We start from the raw sequence: 24258 nt of genomic DNA, 5'->3' as shown, positions 1-24258 counted from the left end.
CTTCGACCATCGCTTCTCGCGCCTCCAACGCGCGCCGCCGTGAGCGCCCGTTTCACCTCTCCGGGCTAGGCGGCACGGTCGTATACGCCGCCCGCCCTTCGAGAGCAACGACACAGTGTTCGTCCGGTGTGTATCCTTTTTTGTGGGTCGCGTCGGTCGCGTCGGTCGCGTCGGTTGCGTCGGTCTCGGCCACGGCGAGCCGCCTCCACCGAGGCGCGCCTCCACCTGGGCGCAGGGCGGCTGGAATCGTATGTCGACGCACGTAGACGCTGGCGGGCCCCAGCCGGTACAAGGGCCCCGTGCGTGACGCCGCGCCGGATGCGACCGCAGCCCCCGCCCCCCTGGCCCCCTCGAGCGAGAGCGCGCGCGAGCGCCTCGCCGCCGGGCCGCCGCGCGTCGTGGGGGCGCGGGCGATCCGGGCGGCCTCGCTCGGCGTCATCGCGTTCCTGCTGCTGCAGGTGCTGACCTACGGCTACGGCCGCGATCAGGGCATCTACGCCATGGTCGCGCGCGCGGTGCTCGACGGCGGCATGCCTTACCGCGACGCGTTCGACTTCAAGCCGCCCGGCATCTTCCTCATCTACGCGCTCGCCCGCGCCCTCTTCGGTCCCGCGCAGTGGGGCATCCGCGTCCTCGAGGTCCTCGGCCTCGCCGGCATGTGCCTCGCGATGGCGTCGCTCGCCGCCCGCCTCTTCGGCGACCGGCGGATCGGCGTCGTCGCCGCGGCGCTCGCCGTGCTGGTGCACGCCCAGCTCGATTTCTGGCACACGGCGCAGCCCGAGTCGTTCGGCGGCATGCTCACCATCGCCGCGCTGCTCGTGGCCACGCCGCGCGGCCGCGACGGCGCGCCCCGCCCGGCGCCGCGCGGCCGCGACGGCGCGCCCCGCCCGGCGCCGCGCGGCGCCGCGCTGGTCCTGTCGGGCGCGCTCTTCGGCGCCGCCGGCCTCCTCAAGCCGCCCCTCGCCGGGGGCGGCGTCGTGCTCGCCGTCGCGCTGGCCGCGCCCGCCCTCGCCGAGCTCGCGCGGCGCGGCGCGGCGCGGGCCGCCGTCCAGCGCTGGATCGACGCCGGTCCGACCGCGCTCCAGGGCGAGCCGGCGCGCTCTGCGACACCCGCGTCCGGGCCGGTCCGATCGACGGCGGCCGCGCTCCTCTGGGCGGCGCTCCGGCCCGCCTTGCTCATCGCGCTGGGCGGCGTGCTCCCCGTGCTCGCCTGCGCCGCCTGGTTCGCCCTGAGGGGCGCGCTCGGCGATCTGCGGGAGGTCCTCTTCGTCTTCACGCCGCACTACACCGCGCTCGGCTGGCGCGGCGCGAGCGTGCTCGGCATGGCGTGGTACGGCGCCAGCGAGTGGCTCGTCCACTACTCCGGCCCGCTCGCGTTCGGCCTCGCTTGCCTGGTCGCGCTGCACCCCGAACGCCACGAGCGGGCGGGCGTGGCGCTGCTCTCGGGCGTGATCGCCATGCACCTCGTCGGCGTCGTGATGCAGGCGAAGTTCTTCCCCTACCACTACGGCGCGACGTGGCCGCTCACCGCGATGCTCGCCGCGCTCGGCCTCTGGAAGGCGTGGCAGCGGTGCACCCGGTCCGGCGCGAAGGCGGCCGCGGCGGCGCTCCTCGCGGCGCTCGTCGCGACCGCCTTCGCCCGCTCCGCGACCAAGGACGTGGCCGACGACTACATCGAGCGCTGCGCCAAGCGGATCGCGGTGCTCGCCACCGGCGCGAGGGACCAGGCGCGCCTCGATCGCCTCGCGTCGGTCGCCGACGTCAACGCCGCGGCGAACCGGGAGGTCGCCATGTGGCTGCGCGAGCGCGTCGCGCCGGGGCGCCCCGTGTTCGTGTGGGGCTTCGAGCCGGTGATCTACGATCTCGCCGATCGCCCGCCGGCGACGCGCTACCTCTACAACGTCCCGCAGCGCGCGGCGTGGGCCCGGCAGGAGGCGCGCGACGCGCTGATGCGCGACCTCGCCGCGAGCCCGCCGGCCGCGATCGTGGTCGAGCGCCACGACGTCTTCCCCTCGGTGACCGGCGACGTGATCGACTCGCGCGACACCCTGAACGGGTTCCCTGAGCTCGCGGGGCTCATCGAGGAGCGCTACGAGCTCGCCGTGAGCATCGAGGATTTCGAGATCCACCTCGAGCGCTGAGCCCCGGAGCCCAGCGCCGGGCGGCGGCGGCGCGGCGCGCTGCCAGCTGCGCCGCGCCTTCTTCAGGGGCAGGGGAGGGTGTTGGGCCTGCGAGGGGTGGGCGCCGCCGCCCCGAAGCGGCGGCCGTCGCGGAGGCCGTCGGCGCAGCGCTGGATCGACTGCGCCTCCGACAGCGCGGAGGTCGCGCCCTCGCTGACCTGGACGCGCCCCGGAGCGCTCGAGATCAGCGCGTTCAAGAGCTGCGCGTCCGGCTCGGCCGCCGGTCCGTAGACGAGCGCGTCGATGAGGCGCGCCGCCGTGGCCGGCGTGGACGCAGGGAACTCCGCGGGCAGCGCCTGGTACAAGGCGACCGCGGCCGGGCCGTTCTGCAGGGTGTTGGTCGGGAGGACGATGGCGGGCGTCGGTACGACGCCGCTGGTGCCGACGAGCAGGAGCCCGCCCACGTCCGTCGTGCCTTCGAGCTCGATCGCGCGGTAGGAGCCGTCGGTGGCCCCGTCGTAGAGCACGAGCGTGTAGCCGGCGAGGCTCACGTACCGCCAGCCCGTGCTGATCTCGATGAACTCGAGCAGGTCGCCGCTGTCCGCCGTGTCGGCGTCGACCTCGTTGATCTGGAGCTGGATCACCGTCACCGGGAACGACGTCCACCGCGCCCCCGGCCGGTTCACGACGATGTCCCCCGGGCCGATCGGCGTCGCGTCCGAGAGCGCGGGGATCGTGATCTGCGTGTCGGAGTCGATCGTGAAGGGCTGCGGCGCGAAGCCCACGGTCACCCCCGTCGCCCCGGTGAAGCCGGAGCCGGTGAGCACGAGCGCGCCGCCGACGGCGATGACCGGATAATCGACGGAGGTCACCCTGGCCGGCGCTCCGCACGCAGGGCAGGCGCTGCCGCCGCAGTCGATGCCGCCCTCGTCGCCGTTGTGCAGGCCGTCCTCGCACGAGGCGACCTGGCAGACGTAGTCGATGCAGACCTCGGTCGGGCAGTCCGAGTCGACGAGGCACTGCACGCAGACCCCGGCGGGGTTGCACAGCCCGCCGTCGGCCAGGGGGCACCAGGTGCCGGCCTCGACCGGGGCGTTGATCGGCGAGCCATCGCGGCAGGAGTCGACCGTGCACTGGCTGTGGTCGTCGCGCACATCGTCGTCGTCGTCGACCTCCATGACCGCGCCGTCACCGTCGCAGACGCGCTCGCGACAGTCGCCGGCCATCTGCTCCTTCACGGGCGTCCCCGAGGCAACGGGCTCGGTCGTGCATCCACCGTCGACGCACCTCGCGACCGCGCACTCGCCGTCAGGCGCGGGGCAGTCGGTGTCGCCGGTGCACGGGACGTCGCCGCCGCCGCCGGAGCCGTCGATGCCGCCCGCTCCGCCGTCCCCGCCGGCTCCAGCGTCGCCTCCGTTGCCGCCGTTGCCATCGACTCCGCCGGCGCCACCATCGCTCCCGCCGTTGCCACCGCCGGAGCCACCATCGCCACCGCCGGAGCCACCATTGCCACCGCCGGAGCCGCCATCGCCACCGCCGGAGCCGCCATCGCCACCGCCGGAGCCACCTCCGCCGTCGCTGCTCCCGCCGCCGCCATCGCTGCTCCCGCCGCCGCCATCGCTGCTCCCGCCGCCGCCGTCATTGCCGCCGGAGCCCCCTCCGCCCGTTCCTCCCTGTCCGCCGCTCCCTCCCGTGTCCTCATGGATGAGGCTGCGATCGGGCATCGTGACCATCTGGCAGCCCGCGGTGGCCACCAGCGAAATGCTCAACGCGAGCGCCGATCCGTAACGATTCGATCTCGAAGTCATTGACCACCTGTGTGCAGATTGGCCGGGGCGCTCGGGCTCGCGACGCTCCCCGCGCTGCCCCGCGCGCAGGAGCGAGCGGGAGGGCGCATCCTAGACGCATGAGACGCTTGAAGAAAGCGCCGCACCGCCGCGCGCCGGTCCGGATCGCGTTGGCTGGCGGGCGCCGCGCCGCGTCTGCTGCGCAGCCGCTGTCCTCGCGCGCTCCCTCGGCCGGGCAGGTGGGGAGCAGCCCGCTGGCATGCTCGTTGATGGGTCCCGAGTGCGGGTATGCGCTCCGCTGCGAGCGGGGGCGAGCATGGCCCCGGTCGCGGCGCGGCGACCGAGGAGCAAAGAGCATGCGGATCGCGATCGTTTCCACCCCGTTCATCCGGGTGCCTCCCTCCGGGTACGGCGGGACCGAGCTGTTCTGTCACGAGCTGGCCGAGGGGCTGTCGGCGCGCGGACACGAGGTCACGCTCTTCGCGACGGGAGATTCGGTGGTCAGCTGCCGTCGCCGGTCCCTTTACGGGAGCCCGAGCTGGCCTCCGGCGCCGGAAGACGAGGTCAACCACGTCGCCTGGGCCTTCTCGGAGATCGCGCGCGAGGACGGGTTCGACGTGATCCACGTGAACAGCCCGATCGCCGTCCCGTTCACCCGCTTCGTCCGCGTCCCGGCGGTGCACACCCTGCACCACGCGCCCTGCGGCGAGAGCTCGCGCATCTACGCGCGCCACCCGGAGGTCGCGTACGTGGCGATCAGCGCGCGGCAGCGCGCCCTGGAGATCCCGCTGCCGCGCTCGTGCGTCATCCATCACGGCGTCACGCCGGGGCGTTATCCGCCGAGCCTGAGCGACGAGGGCTACCTCGCCCACCTGGGCCGCTACGCCGAGGAGAAGGGGACCCACCTGGCGCTCGACATCGCGAGGGCCGCGGGCCTGCCGATCAAGCTCGCGGGCCGCGCGCACCCCAAGGACCGGATCTATTATCTCCAGGAGGTCGCCCCGCGCCTCCGGGAGAGCGGGATATCGGACCTCGGGGAGATGGGCCACGACCGCAAGGTCGCGCTCCTGCGCGGGGCCCGCGCCGTCCTCTGCCCGCTCCAGTGGGAGGAGCCGTTCGGGCTGATCGCCATCGAGGCCATGCTCTGCGGCACCCCGGTGCTCGGCTTTCGCCGCGGCTCCTTCCCCGAGATCGTCGACGAGGGCGTCACCGGCTACCTGGCGCCGCCGGGCGACCTGTCGCGCCTCGCCGCGCTCGCGGCGGGCCTGGCCCGCTTCGATCGCGCCGCCTGCGCGCGCCGCGCGCGCGAGCGCTGGAGCAGCGCCGTGATGGTGGGCAAATACGAGGAGCTCTACCGGACCGTGACCGGCCCGCGGCGCGCCGAGGGCTCCCGGGCGGCGTGATCGCCGCGCGGGAGGTCGAGGGGCTCAGTTGACCTGGGGTGGGATGGCCACCTGGCACTCGTTGGCTGGCGTCATCCATTTGATGGCGTTCAGCCAGAAGCGCTCGACCTGATACTCGGGATGATCGACCCACTCGCTGTTGTAGGTGATCCACTCGTCGCCCCAGACCAGCACCCGGCCATCGCCGACCTCCAGCGCCTTCAGCACGTCGTGGCCGTCGCCGGTCGCCAGCGTGGTGCCCTCGCCGACCACCGGGTAACCGGTGTCCACGCCGACCGCCTCGATCCCGTCGAGCACCGGATGCCCCGCGGTCCACTCCGTGATGGGCACCGTGGCGCCGCCTCGCCTCGGGAGGATCTGCGCTGCGTCGTAGCTGACGCCGAGCGGAGCGAGCAGCGTGTTGACGTTCGCGCGCTCCCGGGTCTGGCCGTACCCGATCAACGTCATGAGGCCGCCGCCCTTCGAGATCCAGTCGCGGAGCGCCTCGACCTCGGCTTCCGAGTACGTGCGCCCGATTTCGCTCACGTCCTGGATGACGATGACCTGGTGCTTTGCGAGCTCCTCCGCGGTGAGCTCGGCGTCGTTCAGGCCGACGGCGCCGTTGATGCTGCGCTGGTCCAACCAGGACTCGAAGACGTCGCCGTCGCCCCACTGGCCCGGCTCGCCCAGCGTGGCGATGCGGAGGCAGTCGCAGACGCCGTCGCCGGCGACGTCGACGTCGTCGACGATGCCATTGCCGTCGTTGTCCAGGCCATCGCAGGTGTCCTCGCTGCTGGGCGCGCCGCTCCCCGAGCTGCTGTTGCCGCTGCCGGCGCTCGTGGTCAGGCTGCCGAAGTCGTCTCCGCCGCTGCTCGAGGCCACGCCCCCGACGTCGTCTCCGCCGCTGCCCGTGCTGCCCGCGCTGCCCGCGCTGCCCGCGCTCCCCGTCGTGCCGCCGCTGTTCCCGGCGCTGCTGGGGCCGTCGGCGCTGGAGCACGCGGCCGCTTGCAGCGCCGCAGCGATGCACGCGACCCGCAGCAGATGTCCGACCGGAACCCGACCGAAGGACGACAGGCGAGATCTCGAGTTCATGGCTCTCTCCAAGAAGTTAGGCGTTGATGGCGGCGGACCCAGGCGAGTCGCCGAAAGCACCAGAGCGAGGTGTCATGGTGTCTTCCGGGCGGGGCTTTGCGCAACGCGAAATAGCGGTTCTAAGGACAGACATTGGGGTCGACCGCGTGTGTCATGGCCTCGTGGTGTGACGTCGCACCGTGGGTACTGTAAATTTCGAGCCCGACGCGGTCTTCCTCAGGGTTGCACGAGCTCGACGCCGCTGAACTCGATGGGAAAGGTGATGACGGTCGTCACCCCGCCTTGCGGCGAGGGGAACTGCATCTTCTCGAAGGCATCGGCCACGCAGCGATCGACCTGCTGATTCTTCGCCGTCGACCTCACCACGTCAGCCCTGTTCACCCTGCCGGTCGGACCGATGGTCGCCTTGACGGTCACCTTCCCCGTGAACTTCGGCGAGCTCTTGACGCCGATCTTGTAGCACTCGTCGAACAGCTCGCCGTGCTTCTCCACGACGTCGCGGACCTGCATCTCGGAGATGTTGCCCCCCAGCGTGCCGGTCGCGGTGGCCGCGCCGGGCCTCACGTTGCCGTCCGGTCTCGCGGTGGCCGGCGGCGGCGGGGGCGCATCGACCGGCGTCCCCGCCGCGGGGGCCTGCGCGTCCGGCGGGGGCGCCGCGGGCTTCGGCTCCGGGGGGGCCGAGGTCGTCGGTTCCGGGGACGCCGACGACCTCGGCCCCTCCGAGGCGGGCTGCGCCGGCGACTGGGCGGCTGGCGGGGCGCCGCAGCCCGCCGCGAGCGCGAGGATCAGAACCAACCCTGTTCGGCGAGAGCTCATGCCCGAAGGTAAAACCCGAACGCGGGGCCGTGTCCACGGGGATAGCGGCGCTCGCTCAGCGCAGCCGCAGGACCTCGACCTCCGACGCGCCGCCGCGATCCACGAGCTTCGGCGCGCGGCCGCGCTCGCGCGCCGTCATGGACGCCCAGAACACCTCCGTCCCTGGCCGCTTCCGGATCGGCACCGGATCGGCATAAAGGAAGCCCGTCCTCCAGCGCTGCGGCGAGATCGCCGTCGGTGGTCCGACCTCGCGGACGACCGGGTCCGCCATCGTCGTGGACAGCGGGGCGCGCTCGACGACCCGGGAGCGCACCGCGAGCACCACGTCGCTCGCCGCCGGGCCCCCCGCGCGCACGAAGATCGTGAGGAGCGAGCAGGCCCCCTCGTGGAACGTCGTCCCGAGCAGCTCCGTGCCGTCGTCGAACCGCGCCTCGATCGGCGCGAGCGCGGCGCGGATCTCCGCGAAGAGCGCCGCCGCGCGCGCGCCGTCGCCCGCGCTGAGCGCCATGTTGTGCGCGATCCGCTTCTGCTCCAGCGTCTCCGGCGGCGCGGCCGGCGGCTCCGCTGGCTGTCCGAAGTGCGCGCGGAGCTCCCACGTGAGGAACGGATCGGGCACGATCTCGCGCTCGGGCTCGGTGCCCGAGACGAGGTACCAGGCGAGGAGCCCCGGCTCTCGCTCGCGGAACGAGAAGGCCTCGATGCCGCTCGCGCCGCTTGCCGAGAGCGTGCGCGCCCCGGCGCCCGCGCCGAGCGCCCAGAACGGGCCCACCGCCGTCACGTCGAAGCGCTGCGCGAGGCTCGCCTGATCCCGGTCGAGCATGAACCGCGTGTCCACGAGGTAGGCGCCGCGCGGCGGCGCTTCCTTCGGCGGGGGTCGGCTCGGCGTCACGACGCGCCCGCCGAGCGCCCAGACCTGGGCCCAGGTGGCCTTCATGCTCTCGTGCATCGCGACGGGCGCGTCGGTCGGCGTCCCCGGCAGCCTCGGCGCGAGCCATCGCAGGAACGCCGTCTTCGCCCCGTCGGAGTCGATGAGGTGTCCCCGCTCGTTGAAGCGCCCGCCTGTCTCGCGTGCATAACGCAGCGCCGGGAGCCCGTCGCGCAGGATGGCGGCGAGCGGCACGAGCCACAGCGCGAGCGCCGCGAGCGCCGGCCCGCCCGACGGCGCGTCGAGCGCCGGCCCGCCCGACGGCGTCGCGACCCGCGCGGCTCGCCGCGCTGCGGCCGCGCGCTCCAGGAGCGCCGCGCCGGTGTCGACGAGGGCGGCGGCGGCGAGGGCGAAGTAGGCCGCGAAGTAGTGCGGCCAGAAGATGTGGATGTCGGCGCCTTGCCGGAAGACGACGTACTGCACCGCCGCGGTCGCGAGGTAGAGCAGCGGCAGCGCGTCGTGCTCGCGCCGGAGCAGGGCGAGCCGCGCCGCGCAGACGATCGCGGCGAGCTTTCCGGCGGCGATGGCGATCGGCGTGAACGAGAGCTCGAGCCAGTACCGCCGGCTCTCGAGCACCTTGCCGAGCGGCTCGGCGTTCCCCGAGGAGCGGAGCCCGTAGCTCATCAGGAGGTCGCCGAGCTTGCCGGCATGCTGGAAGAGGGCCAGGTAGAGCGCGGCCGTCAGCGCGGCGAGCGAGGCCGTGAGCACCCACCACGCGGCGTAGCGCCGCTCGGGGAGCGGGCCGAAGACGCGCCTCGGGAGCAGGTAGGCCCGGATCGCGCCGAACGCGAGCAGCCCGCCCGTGAGCACGAACGCGGGCCAGTCGGCGTGCATGCCGAGCGCGAGCCCGAGCGCGCTCAGCGCGAGGTAACGGCGCCTGGATGTCTGTAACAGGCGGACGTAGCCGAAGAGCCCGAGCAGCGTCCAGGCCATGACCGGGACCTCGAGCGCGTTGAAGTTCGCGAACGAGAGCGTGATCGGCAGGACGACGAACGACGCCGCCGCGGCGGCCCCCGCGGCGGGGCGGTAGACGCTCCGGCCGAGGGCGTAGAGCAGGGGCGGCGTCGCGGCGCTCAGAAGGACGGCGGGCAGGCGGCAGATGACGTCGTGCCGCCCGAGGACCTCCATGAACGCGGCCGTCGTCCAGAAGATCCCCCACGGGTGGTGGCAGTAGTACATCCCGGGCGCCGGCCGGCTCGCTGTGTACTCCCACACGGGTCCGGGGATCTTCCAGCGGAGCATGTTCTCCGCGATGATCCCGACGCTCGCCGACGACGCGTAATGTCCGGCGAGGACGGGTCCGAACATCTCCCACGCCGCCGCGAGCGCGAACCACGCCGTGGCGAGCGCGGTGACGGCGAGCGCCGCGCGGGCCTCGCGGCGGGACGCGGCGGGGAGGCCGCGCAGGTCGGTCGGACGGGGGGCGAGGCGCGGGGGCAGCAACGTGGGCGCAGCCTATCGCGTCGGCGGCGTCGCGCGGGCAGGTGGAGCGCCGAGGAGCGGGCGCCGCGCGCCGCTGCGGCGCGGGTCGATGCGCGCGCCCCGGTCGGGTAGGATGGGGGCATGTCGACCGAGGCGCACAGGCAGGTCCATCGGCGGGCGCACCGTGACGGCAAGGAGCGTGATCCGACGTTCTATCCGGTGGAGAAGAAGATGGGGGAGGACTCCCTTCAGACGTGGATCGTGGAGCTCCTCCGTCCTCTCATCGAGCGCTGGTACGAGGCGCTCGGTCGGCCGAGGTTCGTGGGGGCGGACCAGTTCATCTATTATCAGCAGTTCAACCCTTCCAAGGTCGTGGCCCCGGACGTGTACGTGCTCCCTGGCGTGCCGCCGGGCCGGCGCGTGCGGAGCTGGAAGGTGTGGGAGACGGGCATCGCCCCGAGCTTCGCGCTCGAGGTCGTCTCGTCCGACGAGCCTTACAAGGACTACGTGGACGCGCCCGAGCGCTACAGGGAGCTCGGGGTGAAGGAGCTCGTGATCTTCGATCCCGACTGGGAGCGGGGCCGCGATCGGGTGCGGTGGCAGCGCTACCGGAGGCTGAAGACGCGCGGCTTCGTCCGGGTGGAGACGACGAACGTCGACAGGATCCACGCGCGCGTGCTCGGCTGCTGGCTGCGGGTGATCGGCGCCGGCGAGGAGGCGCGCCTCCGGCTGGCCACGGGGCCCGAGGGCGAGGAGCTCTTCCCGACCGCCGCGGAGGCGGAGCGCGCGGCGAAGGAGGCGGAGCGCGCGGCGAAGGAGGCGGAGCGCGCGGCGAAGGAGGCCGCGCTGGAGCGCGTGGCGGCGCTCGAGGCCCAGATCGCGAGCGCCGCGGGGGCGAGGGGCAAGGGACCCGGGGCCCCGTGAGCCTCGCGCGGCCCGCGGCCGTTCAGGCCCGGAGCAGCGTCACCCGCCGGCCCGACGGCGTCCGGGCCTCCTCGATCCGCGTGCGCGCCTCGACGTCCCCCGCCGCGGCGCGGCGGTCGAACAGCACGAGCACGCCCTCGTCGAGGCCGAGCTGGGCGAGGTAGCCGTCGAGCTGCGCGAGCCCCTTCGGCGTGGGATCCTTCTCTCCCTCGCGCCAGACCTTGAGCTCCAGCGCCGCGCGCTGCGCGGCGCGTGACCCGTCCGGCGCGCGGTAGGGCCACCGGATCAGGAGGTCGATCCTCCCCCGGCCGAGGCCGTACTCCCGCTCGAGCAGCCCGCCGCCGTTCACCACCCGCTGCAGGAAGGCCATCAGCACGAGCTGCGGCGCGACCTCGTGGTAGCCGAGGTTGCCGGAGAGCGCCTCGCCGTGCTCCCTCCAGAAGGCGGCGAACTCCCGGAGCAGGCGCGCGACGTCGAGCTGGCCGTCGGGCAGCACGAAGCTCCTCGGCTCGGCCAGGATGACGGGCTCCACGTCGCCGGCGAGCACGCGGGCGATGACCTCGCGGTAGATCGGGTTCGCGATGCGCGCGGGGTTGTTCGGCGCGATGAGCCCGAGGTCGCGGGCGTACTGGAGATCGTCCTGGTAGGCGTCGCCGACGATCGCGAGCGTGCCCGAGAGGATCGGCTCGAGCACGCGCCGGACGCGCGGCTCGTGCAGGCGGGCGACGAGCGAGTCGAGGTGGGTGGCGCGCGCCAGGATGAGGCGCTCCTTGGCCGTCTCGACGTGCGCCGCGGTGATCGGCTCGCTCGCGGGCACCGCGAGCTTTTCCACGATCTCGCGGGCGAGCGCGTTGACCAGCCACGGCTGCCCGGCCGTGAGGGCGATGGCCCGCTCGACCGCTTCTTCAGCAAAGACCTGGCCGGTGTCGGCCGTGTGCTGGGCGTAGAGCTCGCGCACCTCGCTGGGGTCGAAATCGCCGAGCTTGAGGGACTCGAGCTTGACGTTGAACGGGCTGGCCGTGCCGAGGCGGCTCGGGTCGCCGCCGCTCGCCGCCTTGTACTCGCGCACGTCGCGCAGCCCGCAGAGCACCACCGCGGCGGGAAAGTCGGCGGGGCGATCGGGAAAGCCGGCGCGCAGCTGGCGCAGCACGCTGAGCAGGCTCTGGCCTCGCAGGGCGTCGATCTCGTCGAAGAGCAGCGCCAGCGGCCGCGGGCAGGCGCGGGCCCAGGCGCGCAGCGCGATCTCGACGCGGTGGCCCTCCGGGGCGTCGGAGAAGGCAGGCGGATGCAGCGCGGGGGGAAGGGTGAGCTCGGCGCGCGCCCGGAGCGAGCTGAGCAGGATGCGCTCGGCCGCGCCGTAGTCGTCGCCCGCCGCCTCACCCGCCTCGCAGGAGAAGTGCAGCGCCGCCCAGCGGCCGGAGGCGGTGAGCTGATCGGCGAGCGCGCGGAGCGCCGTGGTCTTCCCCGTTTGCCGTGGCGCGTGGACCACGAAATAGGCGCCTTGCTCCACCAGGCCGGGCGCCTCGGGCAGGCGCCGCTCGGCCGGGATCATGTAGTGCAAATCGGGGCGGCAGGGGCCGGCCGTGTTGAAGCGGCGTGCCATGCGCGCAGCTTGCGTCCCGGAGCCGGGTGGCCGCAAGGGCCGTGCGGCGGGCGCGGGCGTCGCGGCGCTGGCGTCGCCGAGGTGGAGCCGGCACATCGCGACCTCTTCCGGCGGGCATCCGAGGCCCCATTGTCGGCTCCAGATCGACCGAACCCCCCTCGGGAGGGGGAGCCAGCACATCGCGACCTCTTCAGGCGGCCATCCAAGGCCCCACTGTCGGTTCCAGATCGACCGAACCCCCCTCGGGAGGGGGAGCCGGTACATCGCGACCTGTCCAGGAGGGCCTCCCAGGCCCCATTGTCGGTTCCAGATCGACCGAACCCCCCTCGGTAGGGGGAGCCGGTACATCGCGACCTCTCCAGGAGGGCCTCCCAGGGCCTCGGGTCGGTTCCGAGATGGTAGCTTCCCGCCACCTTGGGTACCCCGTCCCCTCCGGCGGAGCCTCTGGCGGCGCCCGCTCCCGCGCGCCGCGCGCTCTCCGGCCTGCTCCGCCGCGGCGCTGGCGCCGCGCGCCGTGCGCCCCTCAGCGCGGCGCTCGCCCTCGTCGTCGTCGCCGCGTCCGTCTATGTGATCGCCGTCCCGCTCGCGGTCGTCCGCTATCCGCCGATGACCGATCTCCCGTTCCACGCGGCCGAGACGGCGGCGTTCAGGCACTACCTCGACCCGGCGTGGCACTTCCGCGAGCAGTTCACGCTCCAGCCGCTCGCCGTCCCGTACATGTCCATGTACGCGCTCGGCGCCCTGCTGATGCTCGTCCTCCCTCCCGTGGCCGCGGTGAAGGTCGCGGCGGCGGCGATGCTCGCGCTCCTGCCCGCGGGCCTCGCCGTCCTCTTTCACGGCCTGAAGCGGAGCCCGCTCCTCGGCGTCCTCGGCCTGCTCCTCGTCTGGTGCAACCTCACCCACTGGGGCTTCCTCAACCACATGGGCGCGCTCGGCCTCTTCGCGATGGTCGTCGGCCTGACGCTCCTGCTCCTCGAACGCCCCTCGCGCGGCCGGCAGATCGCGCTCGCGCTCGCGCTCGTCGCGCTGTTCTTCACGCACATCTTCCGCTTCCCGTTCGCGCTCGCCGCCGTCGTCGGCACGGCGATCGTCGTCTTCCCGGCGACGCGGCGGCTCCGCCCCATCGCGCTCCCGCTCGCGCCCTCGCTGGCCCTCTTCGCGGCGTGGCTCGCGGTCCGGACCGACACGCTGCACGCGGCGCCCATCGCGCCCGCGCTCCACTGGGAGCGGCTCGGCGAGGTCCCGTCGCTCCTCTTCACGAGCTTCACCGACCCCGCCGAGGCGGCGGCGGCCGGCCGGGCAGCGCGCTTCGTGCTCGCCGCGCTGCTCGTCTGCGCCGCCGGCGCCGCCGCACGGCTCGCCGGCGCCGGCGGCGACGCTGCGCGCTCACCCGAAGGCGCCGGCGGCGATGCTGCGCGCTCACCCGAAGGCGCCGGCGGCGATGCTGCGCGCTCACCCGAAGGCGCCGGCGGCGATGCTGCGCGCTCACCCGAAGGCGCCAGCGCCGATGCTGCGCGCTTACCCGCTGGCGCCGGGGCCGGCGCGGCGCCCTCGCCGCAGTGGTCCTTCGCGCGCCTCGCCGCCCTCGTCCCGGTCGCCTGCGCGATCGTGTTCCTGGGCCTGTTCCTGAGCTTGCCGCTGCAGATCGGCCTCTGGTGGTACGTCTATCCGCGCGAGATCGTCGCCGCGCTGTTCCTGGCCCTCGGCGCCTTCCCGGACCTGCCGCGATCACCCTGGCTCAAGGTGCCGGCCGTGCTCGCGCTGTCGGCCGCCGCCGTCTTCCTCGGCGCCGTGGTCCGCGACAACTACCGCCGGTTCGACCAGAGCACGCGGGACTTCGACGCCATCATCGCCCGCATCCCGCAGGCGCCGAGGCTGCTCTACCTCGTCTTCGATCACGGCGGCTCCACCCGGACGACGACGCCGTTCATCCATCTCCCCGCCTGGGTGCAGGCCACGCGAGGCGGCTGGCTCAGCTTCCACTTCGCCGTCTGGGACGCCTCGCCCGTCGCCTACAGGCCCCGCGAGGAGCCGGGCGCCGTCGTCCCGCCGCCCACGCCGCTCCGGTGGGAGTGGACGCCTTCGATATTCGACGTGCGCCGCCACGGCGCCTTCTTCGACTGGTTCCTCGTCCGCCGGCGGGCAGGGGCGGATCACCTCTTCGCGAAGGACCCGAGCATCGTCGCCGTCGACCACGTCGGAGACTGGTGGCTCTACCGGCGCAGCGGCGCGCCCTAGCGGGCACGCCGGCTCCGACTTTGGGTTACCATGTAGCCCATGCGCACCTCGCCTGCGTCTCTCCTCGTCGCCGCCGGCTTCGCCCTCGTCGCCGTGTGCGCCTGCGGCTCCGAGGACCCCGTGGGCCCTGGCGGCGCGGAGGGCGGCGGGCTCCCCGCCGGGCCCGTCTGCACGGAGCCCACGCCGGTGCCCTGCGAGGACGAGGTCTTCCAGCAGATGAACCTCCAGGACGCCGTGGCGCCCGGGGAGATCGTCAACGAGCAGGACGGCGCCGGCATCCGCTCCCTCGTCGACGCCACCGCGGGCGGCCCCTTCGCCTCCGAGCCCGACGCCTACGTCTATGCCCGGTTCACGGACGCCGGCCTCGAGAAGGTCGAGATCTCCGACGAGGCATCGCTCCAGTCCATGGACTGGGACATCGCCTTCCGGCGCTACATCGTGCGCATCAACAGCGGCCACTCCGGGCCTTCCTGCGTCACGGCGGCGCGGCTCCCGGGCACCCCGGACTACGATGGGATCACCGAGGCGCCCGGCGAGCCGAGGCTCCGCAGCGACGAGTACTTCACCGAGAGCTGCAGGCTCATCCCCGACGGCTCCGGGCTGGACTCCCCGGCGACGGCGCTCTCCGGCTACTGGACCTACCCCGGGTGCGTGAAGATGACGGGCCTCGTCTACGTGCTCCAGCTCGCCGACGGCCGGCGCCTCAAGCTGACCGTCACGCACTTCTACAACGAGCAGACGCAGGCGCAGTGCCAGGAGACCGGGATGATCCCGATGGAGGACACCGGCTCCGCCAACTTCCAGATCCGGTGGGCGTTCCTGCCGTGACGCGGACCGCCTGCGCGGCGCCCGCGTGGCGCCGCGGTCTGGCCCGCGCCGCGGCCCCGTGGCGCCGCCTGGGCCGCGCGGCGGCCTGGCTCGCGCCGGCGCTCGCGGCCTCGCTCGCGCCAGCGCTCGCCGGCTGCGGCGCGGACGACACGGCCGCGGCGCCGCTCGACGGGCCCGCCGCGGCGCCGCTCGAACGGCCCGATTCGCGCGGCACGAGCCTCCAGTTCCGGTTCGATCCGGACGACGTCGTCGAGACCTTCGCGTCGGCGTCCGGGAGCTTCCTCGTCCATTTCGCGCGCGAGGGGCGCTGCGCGGTGCCCGCCGAGGACGGCGACGCGACGGGCGTCCCCGACTTCGTCGAGGAGGTCGCCGCCGTCTACGACGAGGTCATCACCCACTACCGAGACGTCCTCGGCTTCCGGCCGCCGAGGAGCGACGAGGACCTGCCCGACAACGGCGGCGACGGCCGCTTCGACGTCTACCTCGTCGACTTCGCCGGCGTCGGCGACGGGGCGTTCCGCGTCGACGCCTGCGCCGAGGAAGGCGGGGACCGCTGCGCCGGCTTCATGACCCAGGAGAACGACTACAGCGGCTACGGCTATCCGTCGACGCTGGCGGCGAACCGGATCCTCGGGAGCCACGAGCTCTTCCACGCGGTGCAGGCGGGCTACGACCACGGCCAGGACACGCTGATCACGGAGGGGACCGCGGTCTGGGCGACCGAGTCGTTCGACCCCTCGCTGAAGGACTTCGAGGGCTTCGTCGACGGCTACCTCGCGAACACGGATCGGTCGCTCGACGTGCCCTTCACCGGCCCGGTCGACCCCTTCAGCTACGGGAGCGCGCTCTTCTTCCAGTTCCTCGAGGAGCGCTTCGGAGACGGCACGGTCCGCGCGCTCTGGGAGCGCCTCGAGGACGGCGCGAACGGCGAGGCGGATCCGGTGTGGTTCGAGCAGCTCGACCCCTTGCTCTCGTCGCGGGCGCAGACGACGTTCGCCGAGGCGTTCGTGGAGTTCGCCGCCTGGAACCTGCTCACCGGATCGGCCGCGGATCCCGAGCGCTCCTACGCCGCCGGGTCCGGCTACCGCGGGCTCGCCCCGGAGGAGGTCGCCGCGCCCTACGCGGACGGGCTGCGCGTCTTCCACGCGTCGGCGCAGTACTTCAGCGTCTCCCCCGCCGGGCGCGCGACCATGACGGCCGCGCTCGCGGCGCCCGCGGGCGATCCGGCGCAGCTCTCCGGCCTCGCGCTGCTGCTCGCGCCGCGGCGCGGCCGCGTGTACGGCGAGGTGGTGCGCGCCGGCGACGTCGCCTCCGGCGCGGCGCTGGTCGATACGGCGGGCGCCGATGACCTCGCCGTGATCGTGGTGAACGGCCTGCAAGAAGGCGAATCTCGCAAGCCGACGCTGTGCATCGGCGCGCCGGACGAGGTCGCCGCGTGCCGGGCCGCCGCGGAGGCCACCGGCGGCGGCGGCGCCGGCGGCGAGGCGCCCGCCGAGGGCGCAGCGGGCGGCGTCGACGACGGCGGGTGCGGCTGCCGCGTCGCGGCGCCGGCCGCCGCGGCCGCGAGCTCCGCCGCGTCCTTCGGCTGCGCGCTGGGCGCCTCGCTGCTCGCGCTGGCCGCGCGCCGGCGCCGGCGCTGAAAGGGAGCTTACGCGCCGGGCGACGCGCTCGGTGGCAGGGCGAGCGGCGCTCGGTGAGCCGCGTCACCCGGCGAGCGCTCTGCCGCGCCGGCCCCGGGCGCTCGTCGTCCCGTGAGCCGGATGCGCTAGCCTGCTGGAGATGAGCGAGCCCCGTTCCGAGGACGTATGCCCTTTCCTCCGCGAGGACGCCGACGGCATTCTTCGCTTCGCCATCGAGGGCGATATCTCGGAAGAGATCGCGCGCTCTCTCTGCGCTGTGTTCCGGCGCGTGTCGGAGAGCGGTCGCGAGGTCTTCGTGCTCGCCGACGCCCGCCGCGTCGGGACCCTGACGGCGGCGGCGCGCAGCGCGATGGCGGAAGAGCTGCGCGGCGTGCGCTTCGGCGGGGTCGCGGTCTTCGGGGCGAGCTTCTCCGTGCGCGTCGTGACCACGCTCGCCTCGAGGAGCGTGCAATTCTTCACGGGCGAGGTCTATCCGATGGCGTTCTTCGACACGGAGGACGAGGCGTGCGCGTGGCTGCTCGCCCAGCGAGACGCGATCCGGGCGACGCAGCGGCAGGGCGCATGACGCCCGCCGCCCTCCGGGGGGGGCGCCGCCGGCCCAGCGCCGGCGGGCCGGACGCGCGTCGCGGGGACGCGCTACCATGCCTGGCATGAGCGATCCCCGTCCGGCGGGCGCGCGCTTCGAGCTCCGCGAGGAGCCCGATGGCCTCCTGGTCATCGCGACCGACGGCGATGTCCTGGAGGACAACGCGCGCGCGCTCGTGGACGCCTTCCAGCGCCTGACGGACAGCGGCCGCGAGGTCCTGGTGCTCGCCGACGCGCGTCGCTGCGGGGCGGTCGCGCCGGCGGCGCGGAAGGTGTACCTGGACGGGCTGCGCTCGGCGCGCCTCGACGGGATCGCGGTCTTCGGAGCGAGCTTCTCCATCCGCGTCATGGCGACGCTCATCGTGAAGAGCATCAACCTCCTCACGAAGCGGCTCCCCGTGCTCGTGTTCTTCGAGACGGAGGCCGAAGCGCGCGCGTGGCTCCTCAAGCAGCGGGGAGCGCTCCGGGTCGGGCGGCGGATCCAGGCGTGACGTCACCCTCGGCGGCGCGCGGACGACCCGGCGCATGCGCAGCCCCGAGCCGCGACCCACGCGCTCGATCGGCCGCTTCGCCGGTCGTCGCGCGGGTGGCGTCCGTGAGCGAGCGAACGTCGTACCGCCGCGCAAACGAGCTACCGTGCACGCCATGAGCGACCCCCGCATCGACGACGCAAGCCGGGCCCTCTGCGAGGACGCCGAGGGGATCCTGTGCACCGCCATCGAGGGCGATATCTCGGACGACACGGCGCGCGCCATCGCCGCCGCGTGCAGGCGCCTGTCGGAGAGCGGCCGCGCGGTCCTCGTGCTCTCCGACGCGCGCCGCACCGGCACCATCTCGGCGTCGGCGCGCAAGGTGATGGCGGAGGAGCTCCGCGGCGTGCGCTTCGACGCGATCGCGGTGTTCGGCGCGAGCTTCGCCGTGCGCGTCGTCTCCACGCTCGCCGCGAAGAGCGTGCAGATCCTGACGAGGCAATCCTATCCGGTCGAGTTCTTCGAGACGGAGGGCGAGGCGCGCGCATGGCTGCTCTCCCAGCGGGACGCGCTCCGGGCGACGCGGCGGCGGGGCGCGTGAGCGATCCCCGACCGGAGGGCGCGCGCCTCGATCTCCGCGAAGAGCCCGACGGCGTCCTGTTCGTCGCGATCGTGGGCGACATCTCGGAGCCGATAGCGCGCGCGATCACCGCCGCGTGCCAGCGCGTGCGGGACAGCGGCCGCGACGTGCTGGTGCTCGCCGATGCGCGCGGCAACGGGGCGCTCCCGCCTCCGGCGCGCAAGGCGTTCGCGGAAGGGCTGAGCTCGGCGCGCCTCGATGCGGTCGCTGTCTTCGGAGCGAGCTTCTCCATCCGCGTCATCGGGACGCTCGTCTTCAAGAGCATGAACCTCCTCGCGCAGCGCTCGCACGCCATCGCGTTCTTCGACACGGAAGGCGAGGCGCGCGCGTGGCTCCTCGCGCAGCGGGGCGCGCTCCGGACGGGGCGGCAGCCCGGGGCCTGACATCCCCTCAGCGGCGCGCGCGGGCCGCGCCGCGCCGGCGCGCCGCCGCGGCCAGGCCGAGGAGCGCCGCCGCCGCGAGGCCTCGCCGCTCGCCTGAGCCCGCGCCGGTCGAAGCGCACGCGCAGCCGGCGCGCTGGTCGCCGGCGCCTTCGCCGCCTCCCGAAAGCGGCGGCGGCTCGTCCCCGAGCACCTCCGTGAGCGCCGCGACAGGGTCGATGATCCCGTGCCCGAAGATGGGATCGTGCCCGCTCTCGTCGGGGACCGCGTAGGGCGCCAGCCGCGCCGTCCGGATCATGACGTCGTAGAGCTCGCCCGCGGTCCGCTCGGGCGCGGCGCTCACGAGCAGCCCCGCGACGCCGGCGGCGACAGGGCACGCCGACGAGGTGCCGCCGAACCGGTCGGTGTAGTCGCTCGCGTCGTCCCCCTCGCTCCCGGCGATGTCGGTGCTCAGCGTCCCCGTGGGCGCGACGAGATCGATGGATCTCCCGCGGTTCGTGAACGACGTCGCGTCTTCCAGGTGGTTGACGGCGCCCACGGTCAGGACGCCGCGCACGGCCTGGAGCTCGTCGTCGAGGATCTCCCGGTCGTCGTTGCCGGCGGCGAACAGGACGAGCGCCCCCTTCCCGTTGCGCCCGGCGTCGAACAGGCGGTTGATCGCGGCTTCGACCACCCTGGGGACGGGCATCGGGTCGGCGTACCCCCAGCTGTTCGACACGACGGCGGCGTTCACCTGCAGGGCGAACTCGAAGGCGTCGACCGAGGCGGAGATCGGCCGCGGCTCGTCGTCGATCAGCCGCACGCACCGCAGCCTGCAGGCGGGGCAGCCGCCCGCGATGCCCACGCCGTTGTTGGTGTCGGCGGCGATCAGGCCCGCGCAGGCCGTCCCGTGGTTCACGCTCTGCTCGCCCGGCTGGTAGGTGGGGTCGTCGTCGTCGTCGATGACGTCCAGGCCCGGATCCATCTTCGCGGCGAGATCGGGGTGATCGAGGTCGCAGCCGGTGTCGATGACGACGATGGACGTGGCCGCGTCTCCCTGCGCGCGCCCCCAGGCCTCTTGCATCCGGAGGTCGTCGAAATACCACTGGTCGGGCAGGCGCGGATCGTCCGGCGCGAACGGCGCGCCGTGCGCCTTGAGGCGCACGTGGAGGTCCGGGATCGCCTCGCGCACGAAGGCCGGCCGCGCCGCGCCCTGGAGGCGCTGGGCGAGGTCGAGGCCGTCGCCGCCGCCTTTGTCCCGGACGAGCCACAGCCCGATCGAGGGCATCAGCGGCCTCACCAGCTCCACGCCAGCGGCGCCGAGCGCGTCGAACATGTCCAGCGCGCCGGGCTCGACCTCCACGATCGCGGTCGCGCCGACGCTCGCCTCGACCGTCCGGCCGCCTGGATAGCGGAGCCGCACCGGCGCGAGCGCGCGCGGCGTCGAGGAGGCGCCCAGCGCGGCCGGACCGAGCCGCTCGACCGCGACGTGGCGCCCGCCGTCCATGAACCACGCGTCGCGCGCCTCCTCCGCATCCTCGCGCACGGCCGCGCGCGGGCTGGCGAGGCCGTCGCCCGCCATGGCGGCAAGGAGGAGCGCCGCCGAGGAGAGCACCGCCGCCGGCTTGCGTCTCATGGCTCTCCTGGATCTACCGGACCCCGCGGCGCTCGGTCTACCGGAGAGCGCGCCGCGGTGGGGCTAGCCCTTCCCCGGGCCCCGGATCACCATCGACACGAGCATGTCCCTCATCTTCGAGAGCTCGTCCCGCACCGCTCCGCCGTCGGGGAGCGACGTGAGCCGCAGCGTGACGCGCTCCAGGAACTGCTGCCTCGCCCTCTCGAAGCCCGGCACCTGCTGGTCGTGCAGCGCGCAGGTCACCAGCTCGTGATCGAGCAGCCGCCAGAAGAACTTGCCGTCGACGGTCGTGGCGCCGAGCCTCCCCGTGAAGCCGACCACCGCCCGCGCTCCCGCGTCGAGGAGCCTGTCGAACAGCGGGCCGGTCGCGGTCTCGCCGCAGCAAAAATAGAGCACGCGATTGCGCGCCCAGAGCTCGATCTCCTGCGCCGGGCTCTCGTGCGACAGCAGGATGCCGTCGGGCGACTCGTCGTCCACAACGCAGCTCGTCTTGCCGTGGGACGACACAACGATCGCCCGGAAGGGATTGCCCGTGCTTTCGGCGCGCGCGATCTGGCGGAGTATCCGCCTCCGCTCCGCGCTGGCGCGTCCGAACGGTACGATGGAGAACTGCTCTCCCATACGCCCGTAGAGCTGCGTGCGTCCGGCCGCGAACCACGCGCTGTCCGGGTCGAAGGATGTGTCAATCGAGAGTACAGGTCGAGCCGTCATCCTACCTCCGTCGAAGATCCCCCGGTGCGCGTTGGACATCGCTCGCTCGCGCGCCGGACAGCGCCCGCTGCGCCGAGCCGCTGGCGTACGGCATCAGGCCGTGTCCATCGGCTTCTTCGCAGCATGCTCTCTTCCCGCGGCCATTCCGGACCCCTGCCACGAGACTTGCAGCAGTCTAGGATAACAACCGTAGGGAAACTCCTACTAGAAAAATCGCATTCGCTCCGACGAATTTCTCGGGTCTGGCTGACTTGTAGGGTGGCGCTAGGGCGTGCGTGCGGCTCAGGTTTTTACGTCCGGCTTCAGCACGCGCGTGTTGCGTGAGGGTATCGTTTCTAACAGCCGTCCCGTTGTCCAGCCGTCCAGTTATCCAGCCGCTCAGCCGTCCGGCCGTCTCTGAGCTGCGTGTCCGGGCGCTCACGGCACCGGGGGCCACCGGGGAGAGGGGGCTGGAGAGGCAGCGCATGGTTCAGGGGAGGGGCGCTGCGGCGTCCGTCTGGCCCAGGACGAGCCTGCGGGGCTCCCCCTGCTGCAGCGCGCGCATCCTCGCGTGCATCTGCTGCCCGAGCGCTTCGCGCGCGCCGTCGTCAAGGAGCTTCCTGACCTTGGGGAACAGGTGCTCTTCCTCCTCCTTGTGGTGGTGCTCGAGCTGCTCGGCGAGCACATGGAGCTTGGCCCCGAACGTCTCGTCCGCGGCGTCGAGGGCCACGAGATCGGCCAGCACGCGCTTGATGGACAGGTGCTCTTCCAGCGACTCGAGGAGGATATCCTCGGTGCGGCGAGCCCGGACCGCCGGGTAGAAGTCCTGCTCTTCGATCGTGATGTGGGTGGCGAGGAGGTCGGCGGCCGCGGAGAACTGCGCCGCGGTGACGGAAGAGGCCTCCTTCAGCTCGGAGAATCGCTGCTCGAGCTCGCGGTGGTGGCGTACGAGGAGATCGATGGCATCCATGAGATCTCTATGGAGCGGATACCGCCGGCGAGCAAGCCGGAGAGGCGCGCAAAGCCTGTCAGATCGAGACTCGCAGATTCAGCTGCGCCCTGGCGTCGGATCCGCAGCGCGGCGGCGACATGGCGCGTCTGCGGGGGTCGAGCGAAGAGGGATGACGATCATGGCGGTATGTCGCGCCGCCGCCCGCAAGGTGCCTGTTTGCCCCAGGGAGCTCCCTTGCAGGCGGCAGGCCTCTCCTGACGCCGTGGATCAGGGGCGCGATCTCCCGCTGTCTCCTCTGTCCCATCGAGCTTCCGGCGAGCGGAGCGCGCGAGCGCCGCCCCTCAGGCGAGGTCGAACAGCAGCACCTCGCCCGCGCCCTTCCCGACGAGGTGGAGCGACTGACCTGCTCCTCCCGCGCCGGGGGCGCCGATGGCCGCCGCGTCGCCGGCCTCGAGCAGCGTCCCGTTCAGCTCGACGCTCCCGCGCGCGACGTGGACCCAGGCGTTTCGGCCGGCCGGGAGCTCGTAGCGCGCCTCTTCGCCTTGCCCGAAGAGCCCCGCGAACAGGCTCACGTCCTGGTGGACCGTGACCGAGCCCTCGCGCCCGTCCTGCGAGGCGACGAGCCGCAGCTTGCCCTGGCGCTCTTCCTTCGAGAACGCCTTCTGCTCGTAGCTCGGCGTATACCCGCGCCGATCGGGCACGATCCAGATCTGCAGCAGGTGGGTCGCGCCCGCCTTCGAGGTGTTGTGCTCGCTGTGGTACACGCCCGTCCCCGCCGACATGCGCTGGACCTCGCCAGGGCGGATGATCGACCCGTTCCCCATGCTGTCCTTGTGCGCGAGCTCCCCCTCCAGGACATAGGTGACGATCTCCATGTTCTGGTGCGGGTGCATCCCGAACCCCCGCGACGGGGCGACGCGGTCGTCGTTGATGACCCGCAGCGCACGGAAGCCCATGTGCTCCGGATCCTGGTAGTCGGCGAACGAGAACGTGTGGAACGACTGCAGCCACCCGTGGTCGGCATAGCCCCGCTCGCCAGAGCGCCGGATCACCATCGAAGAAGTGCTGTTGGCCATGAACTCAGCATGCGCCCGCCGATCCATCTTGTGAATCGGCATTGTTCTGATGGGAACCATCTACGACGTAGATGGATGCCCCTGGGACACGGTCGCGTCAGACGACCTCGAGGTTGGTCGTCTCGGCGTCCAGCCAGGGCCCGCCCTTCGGGTGGATCACGAACGCGTCGAAGGTCGCGGCCGTCGCGCGCACGCCGGCCGGCCTGAGCTGGTCCTGGGGGACGATCGCCAGGTTCGGCGCGCTCACCGTCGGTGCGGTCGTCTTTCCGCCGAAAGCCTCCGACGCCGCGCGCATCACCGCCGCGAGCCGATCGGCGGTCGGCTCCGGCAGGAAGAGCGCGCCGAGCGTCGCCACGCGGTCGATCCCCCGGGCGGTCGCGATCTCCGACAGGAACACCACCGCGGCGCCGACGGCCTGGCCCGCCTCCTCGACGAGCAACAGCCGGCGCGGCCGTGGATCGCGGAGGGCGTGCTCGAGGTGCGCCGCGTCGGGCGCCGACCACAACACGCGCTCGCCGCTGCACGCCGCCATCACGGCGAGCACGTCCTGCACGGCCGATGCCGGCGCGGCCACGGCCCGCGGCGGCGCGGCGCTCGCCCGGGGGAGAAAGCCGTGGTTCCGGCACGTGGTGAGCTGCTTCAGCTCGAGACCCACCGCCGCCACCGCCTTGAAGAGCACGCGCTGCGCGGGCGCGGACCGCGCCTCCACGAACACCGCGATGGGCAGGCGGGTCGTCCGGAGGCCGGCGAGGAGCTCCGTGTACAGCCGGCTCGCCAGCCCTTGCCCCTGGAACTTCGGCCGCACGCTCACGAACGAGAGGACATATCCCTCCGACGTGGCGCCCCGGAACCGGAAGCGGCGCGGCGCGACGCCGATGAAGCCGGCCGGCTCGCCGCCCTTTCGCGCGAGCACGGCCTGCGGCGACGGGCCGGGGAAGCCGAACTGCCATCTCAGGTAGCCGGCCGTGTAATGGAGGGTCGGCGGAGGCCACGCCTCGCGCAGGACGAAGCTGGCCTCCTCCGCCGCCGCGACCGGATCGACGCGCTCGAACTTCATGGACGCGATGCCTCTC

21 protein-coding genes are annotated in these 24258 nt (G+C 73.3%); 10 read left to right on the top strand and 11 right to left on the bottom strand.

Annotated features, from left to right (window positions below):
• Positions 1–52 precede the first annotated feature (52 nt).
• Positions 53–193, bottom strand: a complete 141-nt coding sequence (locus WMF34_RS33630) for a hypothetical protein (RefSeq protein WP_437990363.1) — start codon at positions 191–193, stop codon at positions 53–55.
• Positions 194–299: 106 nt separating this feature from the next.
• Here WMF34_RS33630 and WMF34_RS33625 point away from each other — a divergent pair, with 106 nt between their 5' ends.
• The gene (locus WMF34_RS33625; protein ID WP_437990362.1) at positions 300–2141 is read left to right on the top strand and encodes a glycosyltransferase family 39 protein; all 1842 of its coding nucleotides are present in this window, start codon (positions 300–302) and stop codon (positions 2139–2141) included.
• A gap of 62 nt (positions 2142–2203) precedes the next feature.
• On the opposite strand, the gene WMF34_RS33620 is transcribed toward WMF34_RS33625, so the two are convergent.
• Positions 2204–3889, bottom strand: coding sequence for a hypothetical protein (locus WMF34_RS33620; protein ID WP_437990361.1), 1686 nt, complete (start codon positions 3887–3889; stop codon positions 2204–2206).
• A gap of 374 nt (positions 3890–4263) precedes the next feature.
• Here WMF34_RS33620 and WMF34_RS33615 point away from each other — a divergent pair, with 374 nt between their 5' ends.
• Positions 4264–5310 (top strand): glycosyltransferase family 4 protein, encoded by a 1047-nt coding sequence (locus WMF34_RS33615; protein WP_437990360.1) that lies wholly within the window; start codon positions 4264–4266, stop codon positions 5308–5310.
• Between the two features lie 24 nt (positions 5311–5334).
• Here the strand turns inward: WMF34_RS33615 and WMF34_RS33610 are convergent, their stop codons facing one another.
• The 3 genes from WMF34_RS33610 to WMF34_RS33600 all read right to left on the bottom strand — a co-directional run bounded on the left by WMF34_RS33610 (position 5335) and on the right by WMF34_RS33600 (position 9565).
• Positions 5335–6381: a hypothetical protein gene (locus WMF34_RS33610; RefSeq protein WP_437990359.1), complete on the bottom strand. Its 1047-nt coding sequence runs from the start codon at positions 6379–6381 to the stop codon at positions 5335–5337.
• A gap of 216 nt (positions 6382–6597) precedes the next feature.
• A complete protein-coding gene (locus WMF34_RS33605) occupies positions 6598–7197 on the bottom strand; it encodes a TonB family protein (protein ID WP_437990358.1) in 600 nt (199 codons plus the stop codon).
• Positions 7198–7252: 55 nt separating this feature from the next.
• Positions 7253–9565: an ArnT family glycosyltransferase gene (locus tag WMF34_RS33600; protein ID WP_012239198.1), complete on the bottom strand. Its 2313-nt coding sequence runs from the start codon at positions 9563–9565 to the stop codon at positions 7253–7255.
• Positions 9566–9685: 120 nt separating this feature from the next.
• Between WMF34_RS33600 and WMF34_RS33595 the strand changes: the two genes are divergently transcribed.
• Complete coding sequence (locus WMF34_RS33595; protein WP_012239197.1) at positions 9686–10468, top strand: Uma2 family endonuclease; 783 nt, start codon at positions 9686–9688, stop codon at positions 10466–10468.
• Between the two features lie 22 nt (positions 10469–10490).
• Here WMF34_RS33595 and WMF34_RS33590 read toward each other — a convergent pair whose 3' ends face one another.
• Positions 10491–12071, bottom strand: a complete 1581-nt coding sequence (locus WMF34_RS33590; RefSeq protein ID WP_437990357.1) for an ATP-binding protein — start codon at positions 12069–12071, stop codon at positions 10491–10493.
• A gap of 414 nt (positions 12072–12485) precedes the next feature.
• Here WMF34_RS33590 and WMF34_RS33585 point away from each other — a divergent pair, with 414 nt between their 5' ends.
• The 7 genes from WMF34_RS33585 to WMF34_RS33555 all read left to right on the top strand — a co-directional run bounded on the left by WMF34_RS33585 (position 12486) and on the right by WMF34_RS33555 (position 18855).
• A complete protein-coding gene (locus WMF34_RS33585) occupies positions 12486–14309 on the top strand; it encodes a hypothetical protein (protein WP_012239195.1) in 1824 nt (607 codons plus the stop codon).
• A 39-nt stretch (positions 14310–14348) separates the two neighbouring features.
• Positions 14349–15137 carry an HmuY family protein gene (locus WMF34_RS33580; RefSeq protein ID WP_012239194.1) on the top strand — a complete coding sequence of 263 codons (789 nt, stop codon included), beginning with the start codon at positions 14349–14351 and terminating at the stop codon, positions 15135–15137.
• Positions 15134–16777: an MXAN_6640 family putative metalloprotease gene (locus tag WMF34_RS33575; RefSeq protein ID WP_231864379.1), complete on the top strand. Its 1644-nt coding sequence runs from the start codon at positions 15134–15136 to the stop codon at positions 16775–16777. Before WMF34_RS33580 ends, WMF34_RS33575 begins: the two co-directional genes overlap by 4 nt.
• A 139-nt stretch (positions 16778–16916) precedes the next feature.
• Positions 16917–17342 (top strand): STAS/SEC14 domain-containing protein, encoded by a 426-nt coding sequence (locus WMF34_RS33570; protein WP_012239192.1) that lies wholly within the window; start codon positions 16917–16919, stop codon positions 17340–17342.
• Between the two features lie 85 nt (positions 17343–17427).
• Positions 17428–17853 (top strand): STAS/SEC14 domain-containing protein, encoded by a 426-nt coding sequence (locus tag WMF34_RS33565; RefSeq protein ID WP_044966419.1) that lies wholly within the window; start codon positions 17428–17430, stop codon positions 17851–17853.
• Positions 17854–18007: 154 nt separating this feature from the next.
• Positions 18008–18433, top strand: coding sequence for an STAS/SEC14 domain-containing protein (locus WMF34_RS33560; RefSeq protein ID WP_044966417.1), 426 nt, complete (start codon positions 18008–18010; stop codon positions 18431–18433).
• The gene (locus WMF34_RS33555) at positions 18379–18855 is read left to right on the top strand and encodes an STAS/SEC14 domain-containing protein (RefSeq protein WP_012239189.1); all 477 of its coding nucleotides are present in this window, start codon (positions 18379–18381) and stop codon (positions 18853–18855) included. The genes WMF34_RS33560 and WMF34_RS33555 overlap by 55 nt, the downstream gene beginning before the upstream one ends.
• A gap of 7 nt (positions 18856–18862) precedes the next feature.
• Here the strand turns inward: WMF34_RS33555 and WMF34_RS33550 are convergent, their stop codons facing one another.
• The 5 genes from WMF34_RS33550 to WMF34_RS33530 form a co-directional block, all read right to left on the bottom strand.
• Positions 18863–20467 carry a S8 family peptidase gene (locus tag WMF34_RS33550; protein ID WP_012239188.1) on the bottom strand — a complete coding sequence of 535 codons (1605 nt, stop codon included), beginning with the start codon at positions 20465–20467 and terminating at the stop codon, positions 18863–18865.
• A gap of 63 nt (positions 20468–20530) precedes the next feature.
• A complete protein-coding gene (locus WMF34_RS33545; protein WP_231864378.1) occupies positions 20531–21178 on the bottom strand; it encodes a hypothetical protein in 648 nt (215 codons plus the stop codon).
• A 469-nt stretch (positions 21179–21647) separates the two neighbouring features.
• On the bottom strand, positions 21648–22127 hold the full coding sequence (locus tag WMF34_RS33540) for a hemerythrin domain-containing protein (protein WP_437524352.1): 480 nt from the start codon (positions 22125–22127) through the stop codon (positions 21648–21650).
• A 323-nt stretch (positions 22128–22450) separates the two neighbouring features.
• Positions 22451–23164: a pirin family protein gene (locus WMF34_RS33535; protein WP_044966415.1), complete on the bottom strand. Its 714-nt coding sequence runs from the start codon at positions 23162–23164 to the stop codon at positions 22451–22453.
• Between the two features lie 118 nt (positions 23165–23282).
• On the bottom strand, positions 23283–24242 hold the full coding sequence (locus WMF34_RS33530; RefSeq protein ID WP_012239184.1) for a GNAT family N-acetyltransferase: 960 nt from the start codon (positions 24240–24242) through the stop codon (positions 23283–23285).
• Positions 24243–24258 lie beyond the last annotated feature (16 nt).

The sequence above is a fragment of the Sorangium sp. So ce145 genome (genome assembly GCF_051525985.1).
Taxonomy (GTDB): Bacteria; Myxococcota_A; Polyangia; order Polyangiales; family Polyangiaceae; genus Sorangium; species Sorangium cellulosum_B.
Note: the sequence above shows the minus strand (reverse complement) of the source record. Positions and strands in the feature narration are given on the sequence as shown.